The following is a 17,083-nucleotide window of genomic DNA, read 5'->3' as shown; positions in this document are numbered from 1 at the left end:
AGTAGTAACATGAAAACCTTAGTGATTTGGGCAATTAGTGCATTGATGCTGGTGGCCCCGGCGTCGGCAGAGTTGATAAAAGACGATAATCCGTATCGTCTGCTTGAGAAGGTTGCCGAGCAGACGTTTCAACGTATCGCCAACGAACGCGATATGATTAATGAAAATCCAGATCACCTTAAAGTGATTGTAGAAGACGAGCTGATGCCCTACGTGGATAATATTTTTGCTTCGAAAAAGGTACTTGGACGTTACTTTAAGGATACCAGCAATGAACAGCGTCAGGCTTTTTACCAAGCTTTTACAGATTACATTGTTGCAACCTATGCCCGGGCTTTTACGCAATATGACGAGAGCAAACACGAGGTTGAATTCGTTAACCCTAAAAACGTTTCGCCCAGCGATCGCGATGTTACCGTAGAGACTCGGGTTGTCGAAAATGGGCGCGATCCCATTCGGTTAAACTTTCGCGTGCGCTACGATGCGGATAGCGAGATCTGGAAAGCATATGACTTAGTTGTCGAGGGTGTTAGCCTGCTTTCCAGCAAACAAAGCGAAATTAACGCGGTGATCCGCTCGCGCGGTATCGACAACACCATAGAGTTGTTGAATAACAAAGCGCAGCAACCGATTCGTCTTGATGATGAAGTTGATGTACCGGCCTAACAGGGGCAACTAATGAGTGATATTACCTTTGCCATCGAGCAGCAGGTACTAACCATCAGTGGTTCGTTAACGCGGCATACAATTCCGTCCATCTGGACAACGTGGCGGCAGGCGATCAGTGCTGATAAGGTAACAAAAATCGATCTCAGTGACGTCTCTAATGTTGATACGGCCGGGGTTGCGCTGTTGCTGGACCTAGTTAAAGAACAGGGGCTTAGCGGCATCAGCTGTGTTGGTGCCAACCAACAGTTACAACAAATTGCCGCAGTCAGTGGCGTTGAGGGCGTGCTTTCGTTAAGCTAGCGTCCTAAATGCTAACTGCCTGCAGTAACAAGGGTTAATATAATGGACGCAGAACAAATAGAAAATGTACTAAAGGAACAAATCGAACTGGCGGAAGTGCACGTTAAACTCGATGGTGCCAACGTTAACATCATCGCCGTGGGTGACGTTTTTGAGCCGTTATCCCGAGTCAAGCGTCAGCAATTGGTTTACGCGCCTCTCAAGCCTCTAATTGCTGACGGGACGTTGCACGCAGTATCCATAAAAACCTACCTTCCTGCCGACTGGGCGCGCGATAAAAAGCTCGTCATGCCACAGGGTTAACTGCACGCATGGACAAATTTCATATTAATGGTGGGCATCGCTTGGTTGGCGATGTCACCATATCCGGTGCCAAGAATGCAGCATTGCCAATCTTGCTAGCGACGGTTGCCGCAAGCGAACCCGTCACCATCAGCAATGTACCGCAGTTACATGACGTTAAAACGACACTTAAATTGTTACAGACGCTGGGCATTGAGCACAGTGGCATTACACAAGGTCAGGTGACCATCTCGCCGGCGTCACTGCAGCAAACTATTGCACCATACGAGTTAGTCAAGACGATGCGCGCGTCGATTCTGGTATTAGGCCCGTTACTGGCTCGTACCGGTAAGGCGGAAGTATCTCTTCCCGGCGGCTGCGCTATCGGGGCTCGGCCAGTGAACCTGCATATTGAAGGACTGCGCCGAATGGGCGCACAGATCACGGTTGAAAATGGCTATATCAAGGCGCAGGTTGACGGGCGTCTGCAGGGCGCACAGATTTTGATGGATACGGTTAGTGTAACCGGCACTGAAAACCTGATGACAGCCGCAACCCTGGCTGACGGCAAGACGGTGATTGAGAACGCGGCAAGAGAGCCGGAAATTATCGATCTGGCCAACTTTCTAAATACGCTGGGCGCCGACATTAAAGGAGCCGGTACTGACACTATTACCATCAATGGGGTCGAACGACTTCACGGTGGTAGCTACTCCGTTATGCCCGATCGCATCGAAACAGGTACGTTTTTGGTGGCAGGGCTAGCAACTCAGGGTGACGTAACCTGTCGAAATACCGATCCGGACTGCCTTGATGCCGTGTTAAAGAAGCTTGGCGAAGCCGGCGCGCACATCGAAAAGGGAGAAGACTGGATCCGTATACGTGCTGATAAGCGTCCGCAGCCGGTTAACATTATTACTGCACCTCACCCGGCATTTCCAACCGATATGCAGGCACAATTTTGCGCGTTAAATTGTATCGCTGACGGCAGTGGATGGATCCGCGAGACGATTTTTGAAAATCGTTTCATGCATATTCCCGAACTACGCCGTATGGGGGCTCAGGTCGAATTAGAAGGTAATACCGCGATTAGTAAAGGCGTTCTTGAGCTAACCGGCGCGGAAGTGATGTGTACTGATTTACGCGCGTCGGCGTCACTGGTTATTGCGGGGCTGGTTGCAAAAGGCCAAACGGTCGTGGAACGCATTTACCATATCGACCGGGGCTATGAGTCCATCGAAAACAAATTACGTCAGTTAGGCGCTGACATTGAACGCGTTGGTAGTTAACGCCTGGTACGTCTAGCCACTCGGTGGTTCGGCGGTCGTAACGGTGAGTTGTTGTGGCTCGCCGTTACGATAAATCGTAATGTCTAAGGCTGAACCCGGTTTAGCATTAACCACTTCTCGCATACCTTCTGACGCGGAGCGAACCGGCTTTCCACCGATACGAGTAATAATATCTCCCTGGCGCATACCGGCGACAGCAGCAGGGCTGCCGGGTTCAACGGCAGTCACCTGAATACCTTGCTGCGCAAGTTGGTCGCTGGAGTTGGGGTCCACACTAATGCCAATCCAGCCCCGAACGACCTTACCTTCGGCGATAAGGGTTTGCATAATTTCGCGGGCATTACTGTATGGTACGGCAAAATAAATGCCTTCGATACCGTCACCAAAGGCGTTATTGAAACGGGCGTTATTAATGCCAATGAGCTCACCTGCGGTATTCACCAACGCACCGCCTGATGCGCCCTGGTTAATAACGGCATCCATTTGAATTAAATCGGAATAAGAACTGCGGCTAACGCCGACGCGTCCACCTGTTGCACTGATAATACCCTGGGTAATTGTTTGGCCAATGTTATAGGGGTTACCTATCGCCAATACAATATCTCCGACACGTGGCTGAGGTTTATCGGCGGTTGGTATGACAGGTAGGTTATCGGCTTCTATTTTTAACACCGCCAGATCGGTATAATAATCGCTGCCAATTAATTGCGCCCCGTATTGACGGCCGTCCTGCAGCGCCACCAATATTTGGTCAACGTTATCAACCACGTGTTGCGCCGTCAGGATATAGCCGCGACTATCCATGATGACACCTGACCCCAGGCGCCATACACGTGATGTTTGAGGTTGATAATAGGAGCCTTCGATCTCGCCCAGGCTGTAGATGTTGACGACGGCGGGTGCAGCCCGATCAACCGCATGATTAAAGCTTAAGGGAGCGCTATCGGGGTTCAAGGTATTTTGCTGTGGCGAGATAAGCGGCATCATTAGCACCACAATTGCTGCCACAACAAGCCCCAGTCCGACGGACTGAATCAAAAAGCGAAACATGGACTGGGCTGAACTCATGGTATTATTCCTGAAAAAAAGGTGACATCAGCTTATCACTGCTGTCACCTTTTTGTAAGCGCTTGAAGTTACGTCAAATGATCTTAACCCGGGTTACGCAGGACTAAATATAACGAGCTACTACCGCGTTGTATATTTAATGCCACGACACCGGTGGTGTCTTCGATGACACTGCGTAAATCGCCCATTGAACTGACTGCTCTGCGATTAACACCGCGGATAATATCGCCTTCTTCAAGACCTACCCGAGCTGCTGGTGAACCGTCCTCAAGCTGCGTGATTTCGATACCAGTAGGGTCACTGGATACAGCTAGTGTAGCGCCTTCCAGAGCCGGATGTATTGAAGAAGCTGTAACCTCGACATCCTGTGAACCCAGCGTAACGTCAATTTCCATGCTTTCGCCATCGCGAACTACGCCCAGGGTAATGGTTTTGCCTTGTCCCATGCTGCTAACAAGCGCGCGCAACTCCGAAAAAGAGGCTATAGCTGAACCATTGACCGACAAAATAACATCACCGGATTTGATTCCGGCCTCGTCGGCTGAACCGCCCGGAATAGACTCGGCAACGAACGCGCCATTACTGGCGTCGATATTCAGAGCCTGAGCGATGTCGTGGGTTAAGTCGTGACCACGAATACCCAGTACGCCGCGACGAACTTCGCCAAATTCAATTAGCTGAAGTACCAGGTTATTCATCATATCCGAAGGAATAGCGAAACCAATACCAATGTTGCCGCCATTTGGACCCAGGATGGCAGTATTAATACCGACCAACTGACCATCCAGGGTGACCAATGCGCCGCCTGAATTACCGCTGTTAATGGCTGCATCCGTTTGGATAAAGTTTTCTAACTCTTCAATACCCAGACCACTGCGTCCGAGCGCGCTGACAATGCCTGAGGTAACGGTTTGACCCAACCCGAACGGGTTGCCAATCGCAACGACAAAATCGCCAACGCGCAGGTCAGAAGACTGGCCAATCTCGATATCAGTCAGGTTTTCACCATTCTTAATCTTAATTAGTGCAATGTCTGAGCGCTCGTCAGTGCCGATGACCTCGGCGTCAAACTCGCGTCCATCTTTTAATGTAACTAAGATTTCTGTGGCGTCGTCGATGACATGGTTATTGGTAACCACATAACCTTTTTCTGCGTCAATAATGACGCCGGAACCTAAGCCTTGAAAGGGGCGTTCACGTACTTGCTCGCGCGGGGCGTTGGGGCCGAAGAAAAAACGCAACGCATCCGGCATACGCTGGCGGACTTCACGTTTGCCTTTAACCGAAATATTAACCACAGCCGGCGTCACTTCCTCCAGCATTGGAGCGAGTGTAGGGGTCTCGTCGCTGTCGCCGAAAAATGGAATGCTTACCTGTGCGTTGCTCGAGGCACTGGTAATGACTAAAAGTGAAGCAGCAAAAAGAGTCAACAATTTGTTCATATTACTTTTTTCTCCAAGTAACAGGGGATTACAACTTGCAGGTTCAGACTGTTAACTCTTTATATGAGTTCACCTTAAAAATGTTTCAAGATGTTTTTGAGCTATTATCCTCGTCCCGGCCCTTGTTGCTCTCAAAAAGCCCACTGCGCTGTTCGGTGTAATCACGCGGCGCCTGCTGCGAGGCGTCGTCAGTTTGCCCTGAACGGTAATCTTTATTCACGGTGTTGGCCACTCGCAGCTGCCGTAAAGTATCTTCGGAAAAAAACGGTAAGTCGTCCTGACCACCGTTTTGTTGCAGTAAGTCGGCGCTTTGTTGTAGGTAGTTGTGCAGTTTGTCCTGTGTGTCAGCAAGCTGCTCGACTAGTGCATTAGCTGTTGCGAAGTGCTCAGCAACTTCACGTTTGTAGTCTGCTAATTGCTTCTGGCTTTGTTCAACCTGACTTTCTAAATCACCTGAGGTGCCGCCGGACAGCCAAAATTTAGCCACAAAAAAGCCGAGTATTGCACCCGCTATTACTAACAGCACACCAATAATCCAACTCATTACTCACTCCTGAATGGTGACTTAACCACAACCGCATCGTATCAATAGCGGCTGATTGCTCAAACTTAGCATCATGATAAACTATCTGCACGTTTATGGGTAATCCGATCTGAGGGTAACAGGTAGTGACAACGCGTGGCTTAAGTCCCCAACAGCAGTATGAAAAAGACCTGCAACAAGCGGGTTTTAGTTATGACGAGGCGCAAGCGCATGCGGTTGAGCAATTAGAAACCCTCTACCAGCAACTCGTTATGTATCAACGTCAGTTGCAGCAGCCATTCTGGAAGCGGCTGTTTAGTTCAACGCCGAAACCACCGAAAGGTTTGTATTTTTGGGGGGGCGTCGGTCGCGGTAAAACCTATCTGGTGGATACGTTTTTTGAGGCGTTGCCGCTTGAACGCAAGTGGCGAGTGCATTTTCACCGTTTTATGCACCGCGTTCACGGCGAATTGAAAACCCTGAAAGACCAGTCAGACCCGCTAGAGATCATCGCTGAACGGATCGCCAAGCAAGCGCAGATTATCTGTTTTGATGAATTTTTCGTGCAGGATATTACCGATGCTATGTTGCTGGGTAAGCTGTTTGAGTATTTATTTGAACGCAACGTGGTGCTGGTGGCAACGTCTAACATTGTACCTGATGATCTTTACAAAAATGGACTGCAACGTGAGCGTTTTATACCGGCGATTGAGCGGATTAAAGAAAATTGTCGCGTGATTAACGTTGATAGTGGTGTTGATTATCGCTTGCGTACCTTAAGTAAGGCTGAAATATTTCATTCGCCACTCGATCAACAGGCGGATAAAAATTTAATTGAGTATTTCGCGCAACTGGCCCCGGAAAACAAACAAGCCTATGACGAGACCACTATCGATATCCTCGGCAGAGATATTGCTGTGCGTGCGGTCAGTGATGACGTTGTGTTTTTTGATTTTAGTGCCATTTGCAAAACTGCACGGTCACAAAACGACTATATGGAAATCAGTCAACTTTATCATGCCGTTCTTATCAGTAACGTCGAACAGATGGGGCGCGGTAATGACGATATCGCACGGCGGTTTATTGCATTGGTTGATGAGTTTTACGAACGTAAAGTAAAGCTTATTCTGTCAGCAGCTGTGCCCATTGAACAGCTTTATACCGAAGGGCAGTTGAGTTTTGAATTTAAACGCTGTGTCAGTCGCTTACAAGAAATGCAAAGTCAGCAATATTTGGCGGAAGAGCACAAGGCATAGGTTAAAGTTTCTGCAAAAAAGACGTGATCTTTACTGCCATTTTTCCTATAATCCGCGCAGCCCACGTTACAGTCCATTGTGTTAATTTTGTTTAACCAATGGTTGCAGCAAGTAACTTAATGATTTTATTCGTTATTTTACTGTTGTGATTCGCGGGGAAGCCCGGAATTACTGTCCGTGAACTTTTTGATTTAGGTTTTAAACTCATGAAAACATTTGTAGCAAAGCCAGAAACGGTAAAACGCGACTGGTATGTAGTAGACGCAGAAGGTAAAACTTTAGGTCGTTTAGCTACCGAAATCGCTCGTCGCCTGCGCGGCAAGCATAAAGCTGAGTATACTCCGCACGTTGACACTGGCGATTACATCGTTGTTGTTAACGCCGAGAAAGTTGCCGTAACCGGTAACAAAGCTCAGGACAAGATGTACTACTCGCACACTGGATTTCCGGGTGGTATCAAATCAATCAGCTTCGAAAAGCTGATTGCTAAGAAACCAGAAATGGTCATTCAGAAAGCGGTTAAAGGTATGTTGCCTCGTGGACCACTAGGCCGTGCCATGTTCCGTAAACTGAAAGTGTACGCAGGTGCTGAGCATAACCATACTGCTCAACAACCGAAACAACTGGATATTTAACGGAGCAAGAATACTATGGCAGATAATCAATACTACGGTACTGGTCGCCGCAAAAACTCAACGGCTCGCGTTTTCTTGCGTCCGGGTAGCGGCAACATCCAAATCAACAACCGTGAACTAGGCGAATACTTTGGTCGTGAAACTGCACAAATGGTTGTTCGTCAGCCATTAGAAGCAGTAGAAATGACTGAAAAATTCGACCTGTACATCACTGTAAGTGGTGGTGGTACTACCGGTCAGGCGGGCGCAATCCGTCACGGTATCACCCGTGCCTTGATGCAGTACGACGAAACATTCCGTGGTCCTCTACGTAAAGAAGGCTACGTTACGCGTGACGCTCGTCAGGTTGAACGTAAGAAAATCGGCTTACACAAAGCACGTAAGCGTCCACAGTTCTCGAAGCGTTAATTCCCGCTTCCAAACTGTATCAAAAACCCGGCATCGCCGGGTTTTTTTATGGCCGTAGCTCGCGCCTTTGGCGCGAAGGGAACCGGCTTGGCGAGGCGATTACACCGTTGCCTTTTTGATGTAACGCTACCCCGTCAGTCGGGGGACGCCACAAGTACGTCCCTGTAGGCTTGTTTCCGGCCATCCATGGCCTCCAACACCCCCGCCTGACGGGGTAGCGTCACACCAAGCGGCACCGGTGTGACCGCACCACCAAACGCTGATAACTTTACACCAAAGGCATCGACAATTTTCGTTAGTATGATTAATGTACAAAAGTTTTAATGGGGTATGAGCTTTGCGTAACGAAGCGCCTGCAACAGGGAAACGCTATTTGGCCTCGAGGGGGTCTGGGGCAGGAATGTGGGAGGGCATGGATGCCCGGACACAAGCCACACGGACGTGCTTGGAGCGGTTCCTGACCCAGACCCCCTCGAGGCCGAATAAAAGCGTTTTCCTGTTGCAGGTGCTTCGTTGCGCTTAACGCAATCTATAAACAACGGCGTGCCCCGCCTTTTGTCTTGTAAATTTTGTGGGTTTTCTTTATCATTCTAAGGCATTTTTTGTAATCCGTATGGCGGATAACGCAGCAGCTAATTCCCGACTTCGCGGCGATGCACCGCGGAGCGTCCAAAACTGGAGAATAAATGGATGAGCAATGCGCCTGTAGATAAAGGCCGCCGTCGTTTTTTGACGGTCGCGACGGGGGTTGTCGGTGGAGCTGGAGCGGTGGCAGTTGCCGTTCCTTTTATTGCTTCCTGGAACCCTAGTGCGAGAGCCAAAAACGCCGGAGCGCCGGTTGAAGTAAACATCGCGAAGGCCGAGCCGGGTCAGATGATCCGTGTTAAATGGCGAGGCAAACCTGTTTGGGTCGTACGTCGTACGCCTGAGATGCTGAAAGAACTTGATGGCATCGCAGACCGCTTACGCGATCCTGATTCGCAAGAACCACAGCAGCCTTCATACGCTGCTAATAAATACCGTGCCATCAAAGAAGAATTCTTTGTTGCCGTTGGTATTTGTACGCACTTGGGTTGTTCGCCGACTTATTATCAAAGCGGTATGGGCGAGCACGTCGAAGGCGTTGCGTCAGGGTTCTTTTGCCCGTGTCATGGCTCCAAGTTCGATATCGCCGGCCGTGTATTCCAAAGCGTACCAGCACCATTGAACCTGGTGGTTCCGCCTCATTACTACGTAGATGACAACACCATCTTAGTTGGCGAAGAGAAGGGGCAAGCGTAATGGCTAACAAATTTATACAGTGGATGGACGAACGCATCCCGATGACCAAGACGTGGAATATCCACCTTGCTCAGTATCCTGCGCCGAAAAACTTCAACATGTGGTACATCTTTGGTGTGCTGGCGATGTTGGTGTTAGTAAACCAAATTCTGACAGGTGTTTGGCTTACCATGAACTACGTGCCAAGTGCTGAAGGCGCCTTTGCATCGGTAGAATACATCATGCGTGACGTTGAGTACGGTTGGTTACTCCGTTACATGCATTCCACCGGGGCGTCTGCGTTCTTCGTGGTGGTTTATCTGCACATGTTCCGCGGGATGATGTATGGCTCTTACCAGAAACCACGAGAGTTACTGTGGTTGTTCGGTATGTTTATCTTCCTGGTACTGATGGCAGAAGCCTTCATGGGCTACCTGTTGCCTTGGGGACAAATGTCTTACTGGGGTGCTCAGGTTATTATCTCCCTGTTCGGTGCGATTCCTGTTATTGGCGACGATCTGACACTGTGGATTCGTGGTGACTATGTTATCTCGGGAGCGACTCTGAACCGCTTCTTCGCTCTACACGTTATTGCATTGCCGTTGGTTCTGGTTATTTTGGTATTTCTGCACATTATTGCGTTGCATGAGGTTGGTTCTAACAACCCTGATGGTGTCGCGATTAAGAAACCAAAAGGCTCGGTGCCGGACGAAGAAAAACCTAAATTTAAGTTCCACGAACGGTTTACCAAGAAGTACGACATCGTCGATGCGATTCCTTTCTATCCTTACTACATCGTTAAGGACCTGATCGGTATTGGTATCTTCCTGTTCTTCTTCTGCTACGTGATTTTCTTTAATCCGGAGATGGGCGGGTTCTTCCTTGAGCCGCCGAACTTTGAACCAGCGAATCCGTTGAAGACACCGCAGCATATTGCACCTGTATGGTACTTCACGCCGTTCTATGCAATTCTGCGTGCGGTGCCGGACAAGCTGCTGGGCGTTATCCTGATGTTCGCGGCCATCGTGTTGCTTGCGTTACTACCATGGATTGACCGCGGCAAGGTACGTTCGATTCGTTATCGTTCGATGTTCCACAAATTGAACTTGGTTAACTTTGTGATCAGTTTTGTGGTGCTGGGATACTTAGGTACTCAACCAGCGACGCCGGTGGCAACGTTGTTTGCGCAAATCTTCACATTCCTGTATTTCGCCTTCTTCGTGTTCCTGTTCTTTTACAGTCGACGCGAGAAAACGAAACCGGTACCAGAAAGGGTGACGTCATAATGAAAAAACTGTTAATCGCTCTTATCACCTTGATTCCGTCGCTAACGTTTGCGGCGGGACCAACTGTACCGTTAGACGAAGCAAAAGTAGATTTGCACGATAAGGCTTCGCTTCAACGCGGTGCGCAGTTGTACATGAACTATTGCCTGGGCTGCCACTCACTGGAATATGCGCGTTATAACCGTATGTTTAGTGATTTGGAAATCCCGCAAGAGTTAGGCGAAAAGTATTTGCAGTTTACCGGAGACAAAGCGGGTGACTTGATCACTATCAATATGTCGCCGGAGGCTGCAGGCAACTGGTTTGGTAATCCACCACCGGATTTGACTAACGTTGCGCGTGTTCGCGGAGCAGATTGGATCTACACCTATCTACGTTCGTTCTATAAAGATGATAGTCGTCCGTTTGGCGTTAACAACGCCGTTTTTCCTAACGTCGGCATGCCACACGTATTGGAAGAATTGCAGGGCATGCCTGCAGAGACTTACGAAGAACGCCGTATTGATGGTGAAATGAAACAAGTGTACGCCGGCATACAGGCTGACGGCACGGGTCGATTAACTGAAAGCGAATACGATCAAGCGATGCTCGATCTGACTTCGTTCTTAGTTTATATGGGTGAACCGATGTTACTGGAGCAACGCCGTATGGGTTGGTTTGCTTTTGGTTTCCTATTGGTATTCACCATTTTAGCTTGGCTGTTGAAGAAAGAGTTCTGGCGAGATCTTAAGTAATTCGGCACGTTGAGTAATGGTTTATAAGGGTGGCTTGCCACCCTTTTGCCGTTGATATTATCTGGAGAAATAAATGGCGGTTGCAGCAAATAAACGTTCAGTGATGACGTTGTATTCAGGTCGGGACGACTTGAAAAGTCACCAAGTTCGCTTAGTTTTAGCAGAAAAAGGCGTGACAGTAGAAATTAGTTACGTTGAAGGAGACGAACGTCCCGAAGATTTGATTCAACTGAATCCATACTCCGATGCGACGCCGACGTTAGTTGATCGTGAATTGGTGCTTTACGATGCACATATCATCATGGAATATCTGGATGAGCGTTTCCCGCACCCGCCACTGATGCCAGTTTATCCGGTAGCGCGTGGAACAAGCCGTTTAATGATGCATCGTATCGAGCGTGACTGGTATTCGTTGGCCGATAAGATACTCGCAGGCGATAATGCTGCGCGGCAGGAACTAAAAGAGGGACTATTGTCTTTGGCACCCATTTTTGCTGATTCGCCGTACTTTATGAGCGAAGAGTTCAGCTTGGTTGACTGCTATTTAGCACCGCTGTTATGGCGTCTGCCGGCTTATGGTATTCAATTAGACGGTCAGGGTTCTAAGGATATCAAAGCCTATATGATCCGTGTTTTCGAGCGTAAAACATTCCAGGAATCGTTAACCGAAGCCGAGAAAGAATTGGCACGCTAAAACACTAATCGAGGTGATGATGAAAGTATCAGAAATGACACCTAAGAGGCCCTATTTACTTAGAGCGCTTTATGATTGGATCGTTGATAACCAGCTCACGCCTCATCTAGTTGTGGATGCAACCATTGTAGGTACCAAAGTACCTCAACAGTTTGTCAAAGATGGTCAGATAACGCTTAACATCTCACCATCGGCTGTTGTTGGCTTGCAGTTGTTGGATGATGCGATTCGCTTCAATGCACGCTTTAGTGGCCAGCCGATGGAAGTTATCGTGCCGATGACTGCTGCACTGGCGTTGTTTGCTCGCGAGAATGGTGCCGGCGCAATGTTTGAGGCTGAGCCGCAACTCGACAAAATGCCAGTCGACGAGACTCCTGAAGAGTCATCAGGCGGCACAGGCCAGAGCGAAGAAAAAAACAAGTCAAAAAGACCCAATCTAAAAGTCATTAAATAGCATAAGGCGCCATTTAACGTGGCGCTTTAAATGCCTTAACTACGCGGCTCACGCCTTTAACATTGCGGGCAATGTTTACAGCGATTTCGGCAGACGCGCGGCCGACGATTCCCAATAAAAACACTTCACTGTTTTCGGTGACAACTTTTATGTCGCTGGCACTGACCTGTTCGTTAGCAGCGAGTTTGAGCTTAACCTGACTGGTAATCCAGGCGTCGTTGCTTTGCACCGACAGTCCAGCTTGCGAACTAACCCGAACTTGATTAAAAATGCGTTCAATACCGTTAGTATCTGCGATAACTTCTTCTGCTCGTTGGCGCATGCCATCATTAGGAACCTGGCCAATTAATAAAACTTGTTGGTCATAACTGACAACGCGTAAACGGTAGTCACCAAGTTGTTCATCATTGCCTAATTTTGCATTGGCTTTCATTTCAATAGTTTGGTCATCTAACTGGCTACCTATAGTTCTGGGGTCAGTAACAGAGCTGATACCAACGGCTGCTGCGCCGGTTGCTACGACCGCGCAGCTGTTTAGCATAACCAACGCTGCAACCGCCATGAAGCCTGTCTTTAAAGGTTTAGTTAGCCACTTTGTCATCAGTCGTGCTCCTGTGGAAAAATTGTTTGTTCTATAAGTTCGCAAAGGCAATGACAGATCAGTAATTGATGCTCTAGTACGCGTGCAGGGTTTTGTGACGGTATTTGTATTTCTATATCGTCAGCGCCCAACAGACCCGACACCAGTTCATTATTCTGCCCGGTTAAGGCAACAATAATCATCTCGCGGCTTAGTGCTACTTCCATCGTTTCGAGCAGTGCCTTATCGTCGCCTTCTGCTGCTGCTATAACCACTAAAATATCATTGCGCTGACCCAAAGAGGCCACCTGCTGGTGACCATAGTTTTGCAGTGGGATAACCGGAAAAGCCGGCCGTTCCAAACGCATCCCGCTGTTCATCTGCTCGGCAAAGTGACGACTAATCCAGCGGCACGATGCATTCCCCTGAACGAACAGCCGCTGTCCGTTAAGCAGGCTGTTGACGAGTAAGCCGACCGTATCCTCAAGCATATCGGAAAGGCTTTCAACGGCAGAAATCTGCGTCTGTATGCTCTCGGTAAAAACTGTTTTCACTTGTTCTGACTGCATGATTAAAAAGCATCCTTGAGCCAATAAAGGTCCGCATTCGGCCCTGTTATCGTAATTACATCAAATCGTAATCTGAGTTGATGTTGGTTTAGACCGTGTTGTAATAAATAGTGCTGCGCGGTAAAGCGAATTCTTGCTGTCTGTGCAGGACTGATTCGCTCCAGGGCATCAATATAGCTTCCTTCACTGCGGAACTTAACTTCAACGAATATAAACATTGCCGGCGACGTCGCGACAATATCGATCTCTCCGCCGTCAATACGAAAATTACGCGCGGCAATACGCAAACCATTTTCGACCAGGAAGGCTGCAGCTCTTTCCTCGCCTCGGTTGCCTTTGGCTTTTTTGGACATAGTTACTCGATTGCTTGAACGGACTCTCGAGTAAAGGTAGCCCAATCTAACGTGCGTTGAACCCGACCGAAGGGTACCTGAAGTGTGCCACTAACACCACGGTAGTGAACCCCCGGGAAGCGTATTAATGCCATTAAATGATTTAGTAGTGGAATGCTGTCGTAGCCCATCGCAAATAGTCGTGCTTCGTTGAGGTTGGCGTCTGAACGCAAGTTAAGCCATTGCGCAACGCTTTCACTGTCGCCGTTTCTGTTTAATAGTCCCGGAGTTTCGGTAAAAACTACGCCCTGTAAATCGGCATCGCCAAAGCGATTAGCACGTTGATGCACATCGGAATTGGCATAGACCGTTAGCGGTGGTGCAAAGGGTGACAAATTCACGTCGATAAATGGCTTAAGCAGTCTGACCTGTGCGAGGTTGCCGGGTAAATAAACTGCGTCGAGGTCAGCTCGACTGCGCTCTTGCTCGTCTACAATTATTTTACCCGCAGCAATTTTGACTTCTCTGATACGTTGTTTACTGGCTTCGATACCCAGCTTTTGTTCGACCACGGCTTGCATCTGGTCACGGCTTTGGTACCAGCCCAGCTCGGCGGGCTGTTGATTTAATAACTCGCGTTGCTGCTGAAAAGCTTCCACCACACGCTCGCTACCGCGGCTGCTGGCAGCTAAAATTAGCGGTGTCAATATACTCTGCCGGCTTAAGTAGCGGGCCGATTGTCGCGCTTCATCCTCAGGTGCCAGTGCAAACTCGATCAGTTCAGCACCGATGATCGAGGAAGGGAGCACCGTGGTTTCGTTGAGCAATAAATGATAAACCCCCGGTAACGGCTGATTTTTCCATTGCTCTACCTGCGATTTTAATAACGGTCCAACGATGTGTGTTGCTCCGGCTTCAATAATGGCAGATTGCTGCTCAGCGAGCGGAGTCGTTTGGGTGTCTATAAAGCTTACGGACAAATCGTTTTTGCTGGCCGCTGCCAGCAATCCATCGCGCACTGCAATGCCTTGTTTAGCGTAATCGCCGGTTAAAGGTAATAGCGCTACCACATGGCTCGCATCTTGCCAAGGCTGTTGCAGCCAGGTTGCTACCATGTCAGCAGCCAGGTGGTCGGGGTAACTTGATTGCCATTGTTGCAAAGATTCTGCTAATAACGTGGGCTTACTCGCATGCTGGTGGAACAGCTTAGCTAACCGCCACCAGCCAGCTAGTTGATTTGCTAACGGTCGTGTGGCGGGCAGTTCGTCAGCCCGGGCCTGTCGTAAATAGGCCCAGATGGCTGCCCGACTCTGATCCGGAGAGGCATTACCATTATATTGTTCGGCTTCTATTTGTGCCTGGCTGGCCTGCCAATACTGTTCTAATGCGGCATGACTCTTGGCGAGTATTGAAAGGCCCTGTAAGCGTCGTTCCCGGGTCTGAAAATATTGTATTTGCGGTTCCAGCTCACTAATAGCCGTTTGCCACTGTTGCTGGTATGCAAACCATCGTGCCTGCATCAATTTGAAGCGCGCGTTGTCCTGGCGAGTTAACTGCGCTGTCTCAATTTGGCTAAGAATTGCTGCAGCGTGTTGCCACTGTTGCTGTTGTTGGAAGGCCTCGGAGGCATTTAACAGGGCGCGTAGCTGGTCGATGTTTGAGTCCCCTGCCGCAGCTTGTTGCAGCCAATCAGCTGCGGTTCTGTCAGTTGTCTGTGCGCTGTCCTCAACAGTGGCAGGTTGTTGCTGCTGGGGTGTTGATTTTTCCGCGCGCTCAACGCTGGAGCATTGCGTCAGCAGAGGAACGCATAATAAGGCCAGCGCTAACCGCATAATTTGGGTTGTTAATTTAGCCGTCACGGGTTTGTCCTCTGCCAAAGTTTTAACCGGAATGATACTATAATGCTTAGGTTGATTGAAACAAACAAAGGCATCCATGTCCGCACAGCAGAGTGTAAAAGAAGCGCAAAACAATCCCGGCACCCTTTATATTGTGCCAACGCCTATCGGTAATCTAAGCGATATGACCGAGCGTGCCATACGAACACTGCTTGAAGTGGACTATGTGGCTGCCGAAGACACTCGCCATAGTAAGCCGTTGTTACAACAGGTTGGTTCTAAAGCCCGGCTTATTGCTTTACACGAACACAACGAAAAGCAAAAGACCGCAGCGGTCATGGAATTATTAAGCAACGGACTCAATGTTGCACTGATCAGTGATGCCGGCACACCATTAATTAGTGACCCCGGCTATATTATTGTCAGCCGTTGTCGGCAGCAGGGTTTACCGGTTGTTGCCTTACCCGGGCCTTGTGCTATTACCACTGCCTTGAGTGGTGCGGGGGTCGCGACTGACCGCTTTAGCTTTGAGGGCTTTTTGGCTGCTAAGCCACAACAACGCAAAAAACAGCTGGCGGCGCTGGCTGAAGAATCGCGCACTATGGTGTTTTATGAAACACCACATCGTATTATGCACACCCTTGAGGATATTTATCAGACGCTGGGTGATGGCCGCGAGCTAGTGTTAGCAAGAGAGCTGACAAAGCAATTCGAAACCTATTTATATGGTAATGCCTCACAACTCTTGCAACGCCTGACCGACGATCCTAACCAGCAGCGTGGCGAAATGGTGCTGATTATCAGTGGTTATGTGGCGCCGGTCGACGCTGACGATCAACCTGACCTGCAGGCGCAAAAAGCGTTGGCGATATTGGTACAGGAATTACCGTTAAAAAAAGCGGCAGCGATCGTAGCGCAGCTTTATGACGAGCGAAAAAATGCACTGTACCAGTGGGGACTTAAAAACCTCAATAATTGATTGAGCTCTGTCGCTACAGTGCGTATGATTGCGCGCTTGGGAAGCCTGCCAGACAATCGCTGCTCATGCATGCATGAGGGGAGGAAAGTCCGGGCTCCACAGGGCAGGGTGCCAGGTAACGCCTGGGCGGCGCAAGCCGACGACTAGTGCAACAGAGAGTATACCGCCGATGGCCGCTTGCGGCACAGGTAAGGGTGAAAGGGTGCGGTAAGAGCGCACCGCGTGGCTGGTAACAGTTCACGGCACGGTAAACTCCACCCGGAGCAAGGTCAAATAGGGGTTCTTTGGCGCGGCCCGCGTTGAACCCGGGTAGACTGCTTGACGATCATGGCAACGTGATCGCTAGATGAATGATTGTCCACGACAGAACCCGGCTTATCGGCGGGCTTCCCTCCTTCTTCTTTTTTACTTCTTTAAAATGCCTTTACCCTTCAACCACTTGTCGTAAATGATTCGAAAAGCCCGCGAAAAGCCTGCTATTTGCG

At 49.2% G+C, this 17,083-nt stretch carries 20 protein-coding genes and 1 other RNA gene; 14 read left to right on the top strand and 7 right to left on the bottom strand.

Annotated features, from left to right (window positions below; all coding sequences use genetic code 11):
* Positions 1 to 9 precede the first annotated feature (9 nt).
* From DEU29_RS07670 to murA, 4 genes are read left to right on the top strand one after another with little or no spacing between them, the layout of a single operon-like run.
* A complete protein-coding gene (locus DEU29_RS07670) occupies positions 10 to 666 on the top strand; it encodes an MlaC/ttg2D family ABC transporter substrate-binding protein (protein ID WP_133539750.1) in 657 nt (218 codons plus the stop codon).
* 12 nt (positions 667 to 678) lie between these two features.
* Positions 679 to 969 (top strand): STAS domain-containing protein, encoded by a 291-nt coding sequence (locus DEU29_RS07665; protein WP_133539749.1) that lies wholly within the window; start codon positions 679 to 681, stop codon positions 967 to 969.
* Positions 970 to 1,011: 42 nt separating this feature from the next.
* Positions 1,012 to 1,272, top strand: a complete 261-nt coding sequence (locus DEU29_RS07660) for a BolA family protein (protein ID WP_133539747.1) — start codon at positions 1,012 to 1,014, stop codon at positions 1,270 to 1,272.
* An 8-nt stretch (positions 1,273 to 1,280) separates the two neighbouring features.
* Entirely contained in the window at positions 1,281 to 2,540 is a 1,260-nt protein-coding gene (murA, locus tag DEU29_RS07655) for a UDP-N-acetylglucosamine 1-carboxyvinyltransferase (RefSeq protein WP_133539745.1), read from the top strand.
* A 12-nt stretch (positions 2,541 to 2,552) separates the two neighbouring features.
* Here murA and DEU29_RS07650 read toward each other — a convergent pair whose 3' ends face one another.
* The 3 genes from DEU29_RS07650 to DEU29_RS07640 all read right to left on the bottom strand — a co-directional run bounded on the left by DEU29_RS07650 (position 2,553) and on the right by DEU29_RS07640 (position 5,594).
* Positions 2,553 to 3,608, bottom strand: a complete 1,056-nt coding sequence (locus tag DEU29_RS07650; protein WP_208107618.1) for a trypsin-like peptidase domain-containing protein — start codon at positions 3,606 to 3,608, stop codon at positions 2,553 to 2,555.
* 83 nt (positions 3,609 to 3,691) lie between these two features.
* Positions 3,692 to 5,050 carry a DegQ family serine endoprotease gene (locus tag DEU29_RS07645; RefSeq protein ID WP_133539743.1) on the bottom strand — a complete coding sequence of 453 codons (1,359 nt, stop codon included), beginning with the start codon at positions 5,048 to 5,050 and terminating at the stop codon, positions 3,692 to 3,694.
* 85 nt (positions 5,051 to 5,135) lie between these two features.
* Positions 5,136 to 5,594: a YhcB family protein gene (locus tag DEU29_RS07640; RefSeq protein WP_133539742.1), complete on the bottom strand. Its 459-nt coding sequence runs from the start codon at positions 5,592 to 5,594 to the stop codon at positions 5,136 to 5,138.
* A 125-nt stretch (positions 5,595 to 5,719) separates the two neighbouring features.
* On the opposite strand from DEU29_RS07640, the gene zapE reads away from it, so the two are divergent.
* From zapE to DEU29_RS07600, 8 genes are all read left to right on the top strand, one after another.
* Positions 5,720 to 6,829 carry a cell division protein ZapE gene (gene zapE / locus DEU29_RS07635; protein ID WP_133539740.1) on the top strand — a complete coding sequence of 370 codons (1,110 nt, stop codon included), beginning with the start codon at positions 5,720 to 5,722 and terminating at the stop codon, positions 6,827 to 6,829.
* A 206-nt stretch (positions 6,830 to 7,035) separates the two neighbouring features.
* The gene (gene rplM, locus DEU29_RS07630) at positions 7,036 to 7,464 is read left to right on the top strand and encodes a 50S ribosomal protein L13 (protein ID WP_133539738.1); all 429 of its coding nucleotides are present in this window, start codon (positions 7,036 to 7,038) and stop codon (positions 7,462 to 7,464) included.
* Positions 7,465 to 7,479: 15 nt separating this feature from the next.
* Complete coding sequence (rpsI, locus tag DEU29_RS07625; RefSeq protein WP_133539736.1) at positions 7,480 to 7,872, top strand: 30S ribosomal protein S9; 393 nt, start codon at positions 7,480 to 7,482, stop codon at positions 7,870 to 7,872.
* A gap of 690 nt (positions 7,873 to 8,562) precedes the next feature.
* The gene (petA, locus tag DEU29_RS07620) at positions 8,563 to 9,153 is read left to right on the top strand and encodes a ubiquinol-cytochrome c reductase iron-sulfur subunit (RefSeq protein WP_133539734.1); all 591 of its coding nucleotides are present in this window, start codon (positions 8,563 to 8,565) and stop codon (positions 9,151 to 9,153) included.
* On the top strand, positions 9,153 to 10,418 hold the full coding sequence (locus DEU29_RS07615; protein WP_133539732.1) for a cytochrome b: 1,266 nt from the start codon (positions 9,153 to 9,155) through the stop codon (positions 10,416 to 10,418). Before petA ends, DEU29_RS07615 begins: the two co-directional genes overlap by 1 nt.
* Entirely contained in the window at positions 10,418 to 11,152 is a 735-nt protein-coding gene (locus DEU29_RS07610) for a cytochrome c1 (protein WP_133539730.1), read from the top strand. Before DEU29_RS07615 ends, DEU29_RS07610 begins: the two co-directional genes overlap by 1 nt.
* Positions 11,153 to 11,225: 73 nt before the next feature.
* On the top strand, positions 11,226 to 11,846 hold the full coding sequence (gene sspA, locus DEU29_RS07605; RefSeq protein ID WP_133539729.1) for a stringent starvation protein SspA: 621 nt from the start codon (positions 11,226 to 11,228) through the stop codon (positions 11,844 to 11,846).
* 19 nt (positions 11,847 to 11,865) lie between these two features.
* Positions 11,866 to 12,300, top strand: coding sequence for a ClpXP protease specificity-enhancing factor (locus DEU29_RS07600; RefSeq protein ID WP_432206877.1), 435 nt, complete (start codon positions 11,866 to 11,868; stop codon positions 12,298 to 12,300).
* A gap of 13 nt (positions 12,301 to 12,313) precedes the next feature.
* Here the strand turns inward: DEU29_RS07600 and dolP are convergent, their stop codons facing one another.
* Genes dolP through DEU29_RS07580 form a run of 4 tightly spaced genes read right to left on the bottom strand, consistent with a single transcriptional unit; the run spans position 12,314 to position 15,640 of the window.
* Positions 12,314 to 12,901, bottom strand: coding sequence for a division/outer membrane stress-associated lipid-binding lipoprotein (dolP, locus tag DEU29_RS07595; RefSeq protein WP_243734514.1), 588 nt, complete (start codon positions 12,899 to 12,901; stop codon positions 12,314 to 12,316).
* A complete protein-coding gene (locus DEU29_RS07590; RefSeq protein WP_133539727.1) occupies positions 12,901 to 13,449 on the bottom strand; it encodes an SIS domain-containing protein in 549 nt (182 codons plus the stop codon). Before DEU29_RS07590 ends, dolP begins: the two co-directional genes overlap by 1 nt.
* A 2-nt stretch (positions 13,450 to 13,451) precedes the next feature.
* Positions 13,452 to 13,802, bottom strand: coding sequence for a YraN family protein (locus DEU29_RS07585; protein WP_133539726.1), 351 nt, complete (start codon positions 13,800 to 13,802; stop codon positions 13,452 to 13,454).
* A gap of 2 nt (positions 13,803 to 13,804) precedes the next feature.
* Positions 13,805 to 15,640 (bottom strand): penicillin-binding protein activator, encoded by a 1,836-nt coding sequence (locus DEU29_RS07580; RefSeq protein ID WP_166635893.1) that lies wholly within the window; start codon positions 15,638 to 15,640, stop codon positions 13,805 to 13,807.
* Between the two features lie 76 nt (positions 15,641 to 15,716).
* On the opposite strand from DEU29_RS07580, the gene rsmI reads away from it, so the two are divergent.
* Complete coding sequence (gene rsmI / locus DEU29_RS07575) at positions 15,717 to 16,598, top strand: 16S rRNA (cytidine(1402)-2'-O)-methyltransferase (protein ID WP_133539722.1); 882 nt, start codon at positions 15,717 to 15,719, stop codon at positions 16,596 to 16,598.
* Positions 16,599 to 16,638: 40 nt separating this feature from the next.
* Positions 16,639 to 16,992, top strand: an RNA gene (gene rnpB, locus DEU29_RS07570) — RNase P RNA component class A.
* The last annotated feature ends 91 nt before the right edge of the window (positions 16,993 to 17,083 follow it).

The sequence above is a fragment of the Idiomarina aquatica genome (assembly GCF_004362895.1).
Classification (GTDB): Bacteria; Pseudomonadota; Gammaproteobacteria; order Enterobacterales; family Alteromonadaceae; genus Idiomarina.
This window is presented reverse-complemented; position numbering and strand designations above follow the sequence as displayed.

Coding starts and splice junctions, on each gene's coding strand:
- DEU29_RS07590 (WP_133539727.1), bottom strand. CDS start 13,449: ATGCAGTCAGAACAAGTGAAAACAGTTTTTACCGAGAGCATACAGACG.
- petA (WP_133539734.1), top strand. CDS start 8,563: ATGAGCAATGCGCCTGTAGATAAAGGCCGCCGTCGTTTTTTGACGGTC.
- sspA (WP_133539729.1), top strand. CDS start 11,226: ATGGCGGTTGCAGCAAATAAACGTTCAGTGATGACGTTGTATTCAGGT.
- DEU29_RS07670 (WP_133539750.1), top strand. CDS start 10: ATGAAAACCTTAGTGATTTGGGCAATTAGTGCATTGATGCTGGTGGCC.
- DEU29_RS07610 (WP_133539730.1), top strand. CDS start 10,418: ATGAAAAAACTGTTAATCGCTCTTATCACCTTGATTCCGTCGCTAACG.
- DEU29_RS07645 (WP_133539743.1), bottom strand. CDS start 5,050: ATGAACAAATTGTTGACTCTTTTTGCTGCTTCACTTTTAGTCATTACC.
- DEU29_RS07615 (WP_133539732.1), top strand. CDS start 9,153: ATGGCTAACAAATTTATACAGTGGATGGACGAACGCATCCCGATGACC.
- rsmI (WP_133539722.1), top strand. CDS start 15,717: ATGTCCGCACAGCAGAGTGTAAAAGAAGCGCAAAACAATCCCGGCACC.
- DEU29_RS07665 (WP_133539749.1), top strand. CDS start 679: ATGAGTGATATTACCTTTGCCATCGAGCAGCAGGTACTAACCATCAGT.
- rpsI (WP_133539736.1), top strand. CDS start 7,480: ATGGCAGATAATCAATACTACGGTACTGGTCGCCGCAAAAACTCAACG.
- murA (WP_133539745.1), top strand. CDS start 1,281: ATGGACAAATTTCATATTAATGGTGGGCATCGCTTGGTTGGCGATGTC.
- DEU29_RS07660 (WP_133539747.1), top strand. CDS start 1,012: ATGGACGCAGAACAAATAGAAAATGTACTAAAGGAACAAATCGAACTG.
- rplM (WP_133539738.1), top strand. CDS start 7,036: ATGAAAACATTTGTAGCAAAGCCAGAAACGGTAAAACGCGACTGGTAT.
- DEU29_RS07585 (WP_133539726.1), bottom strand. CDS start 13,802: ATGTCCAAAAAAGCCAAAGGCAACCGAGGCGAGGAAAGAGCTGCAGCC.
- dolP (WP_243734514.1), bottom strand. CDS start 12,901: ATGACAAAGTGGCTAACTAAACCTTTAAAGACAGGCTTCATGGCGGTT.
- DEU29_RS07640 (WP_133539742.1), bottom strand. CDS start 5,594: ATGAGTTGGATTATTGGTGTGCTGTTAGTAATAGCGGGTGCAATACTC.
- DEU29_RS07650 (WP_208107618.1), bottom strand. CDS start 3,608: ATGAGTTCAGCCCAGTCCATGTTTCGCTTTTTGATTCAGTCCGTCGGA.
- DEU29_RS07600 (WP_432206877.1), top strand. CDS start 11,866: ATGAAAGTATCAGAAATGACACCTAAGAGGCCCTATTTACTTAGAGCG.